Source organism: Adonisia turfae CCMR0081 (assembly GCF_011009555.1).
GTDB classification, from domain to species: Bacteria; Cyanobacteriota; Cyanobacteriia; order Phormidesmidales; family Phormidesmidaceae; genus Leptothoe; species Leptothoe turfae.
Genome location: NZ_QXHD01000004.1, coordinates 442,014 through 444,409, shown reverse-complemented (window position 1 = coordinate 444,409; position 2,396 = coordinate 442,014). Strand labels below are relative to the sequence as shown.

2 protein-coding genes are annotated in these 2,396 nt (G+C 51.0%); both read right to left on the bottom strand.

Features of this window, described 5'->3' with window-relative positions; genetic code table 11:
* Nucleotides 1-63: 63 nt before the first annotated feature.
* Entirely contained in the window at nt 64-1,329 is a 1,266-nt protein-coding gene (locus DXZ20_RS06090; RefSeq protein ID WP_163663185.1) for a GTP cyclohydrolase II, read from the bottom strand.
* Nucleotides 1,330-1,477: 148 nt separating this feature from the next.
* A partial coding sequence (locus DXZ20_RS06085; protein WP_163703415.1) for a SulP family inorganic anion transporter occupies nt 1,478-2,396 on the bottom strand: 919 nt, incomplete at its 5' end.

Here is a 2,396-nt window from a genome sequence, read left to right as displayed (position 1 = left end):
TGCGATCGCGAATTGCCTGGGGCTTTCTCAAAAAGGCAATTGCCGCCTGTTCTTCAGGGGTCATTAGGCATCCTCATACTGGCGACCAATGGTTTGAGTGAGAACGGTCTCATCAGGCACGTCACCCTCGGTGTAGTATCCAGCTGCTTTTTTCGCTTTCATTTCCACTTGGGCATCCGCTGGAATCAGGCCTTCTGGAATGGAAATGCGTTCGACAATTTCAATTCCAGATTGGGTAACCGCGTCGTATTTAAGGTTGCTCATGGAGACAAACTGATCAATCCGGGTAATACCCAGCCAATGCATCACATCGGGCATCAGTTCTTGAAAGCGCATATCCTGCACCCCAGCCACACATTCGGTACGGGTGAAGTACGTATCCGCACGATCGCCGCCTTCCTGACGCTTGCGGGCGTTGTAAACCAGAAACTTGGTCACTTCACCCAGGGCCCGACCTTCTTTACGGGCATAGATAATCACACCAGCTCCCCCAGCTTGGGCTGTTTCGAGGGCTACCTCAATGCCATGCACCAGGTAGGGACGGCAGGTGCAAATATCTGAGCCAAAAACGTCTGAACCATTGCACTCGTCATGGATGCGCACAGCTAAGGGACGGTCTGGATCAGTAATGGCCTCAAGATCGCCCAGAATGTAAACCGTGTGTCCGCCAATGGGGGGTAAGAATACCTGCAGGTCCGGGCGGGTCACCAGCTCTGGAAACATACCACCGGTCTGCTCAAATAGGGTGCGACGCAGGTCACTTTCCTTCACGCTAAACCGCTTAGCAATGCCTGGTAGATGCCACGCCGGTTCGATGGCCGCCTTCGTAACCAGTAGCTCACCACCGTCTTTCAGAATTTTGCCATCAACGTGAATACGGCCCTGGTTAACGGCCTCTTGCAGTTCTGGAATATTGATGTGGGCCTTCGTAATGGCAATGGATGGGCGAATGTCGTAGCCTTCTGCTCTGAGGTCCGAAAACAGCTCCTGATCCAATGCACCAAACGGATCGAGGGAAATAATTTTGTCCGGCACGGTCCAACTGGCATGGGGACCAATGGACACTGTTGGGGCCGTATTGGTTAAATCAGCACGGTGATCCCGCTCTAAACTACCACTGGCAACGGCTAATGCTCGATATACGGCATAGCCACCGGAATGGGTGCCAATCACATTTCGATGGGCGCGGTTGCCCAGGGTGGCAATGATGGGACCGCGCTCATTTGGGTCTGCCTCACCCCATTTAATCTCGATGGAATCTTGGCCAAAATTGCCAGGATGAGACGTTAGAACAATATGCTTGTGCCGAGGAGGCTGTACTGTTGCCATGGTAGAACCCGTTTGTCAACGAATCCTAAAATTATCCTATTTTTCGGTAAATGGGACTGTAATTGAAGTATCAGTCTAACAATGGAGTAACGTTTGGTTTCAAGAATAGAGATTTATAAATAGTTGGCTCGGTTTATGCTTAAATCTCTTATTTAAATCGATATCGGTCTTCAAACCCACGAATCGCTGTTTTGAGCGTCGGGTAGATGCGTTCATTACCAATGAGATCTCGCAGTCCAGAACGTTTGAGCTGACTATACAAATCTTGTTTTACCCGCGCCAGGGCAAAGACAATCCCCTGGTTACATAACTCTTGGTGAAGCTCTACCAGCATATCGGCGGCAGTGATATCGATTTCGGCAATGGCTTCTGTATTCAGCACAAACCACTCCACCCGTTCTTGTTCAGCGTCAATCGCCGCCATCGCTCGTCGTTTAAAATTCTCAACATTGGCAAAACAAATGGGGGCATCATAACGATAGATGACCAATCCTGGAATCGTTGTCGCATCGTCCCAATCGTCAATGTCATGCCAGCCTGCTAGGCCCAGCACTTGACCCAAAACAGCATCATGGGGTCGGGCGACACGGGCAAAAAGATCAACGACAGAAAGACTGATTGCGATCGCAATTCCCACCAACAGATCCGTTGCCAGCACCCCCAGGGTGGTAATTACAGCCAGGGCAAATTCAGTGCTCCTAAAGCGCAGCAGTCTAACAAATTCTGACATCTCAATGAGTCGAGTAGCCGCATAAATCACCAAGGCCCCGAGGGCGGCCTGGGGAAATAGCGACAACACTGGTCGCATAAATAACAACACCCCAACCACAGTCACCATCGCCACCAGGGAAAAGAGCTGGGTTTTGTTACCAAGAGCATTGCCCAGCACGGTGCGACTGCCGCTGCTGCTAATGGGAAATCCCTGCATGAGACCGGCTCCAATATTGACAGCTCCTAAGGCAAGTAGTTCTTGGTTAGCGTCAATTTTGTAGCCATTACGGGTGGCAAAGGCCCGGGCCGTGAGCACATTGTCGGAATAGCCGACCACAGCAATACCGATAGCTGCC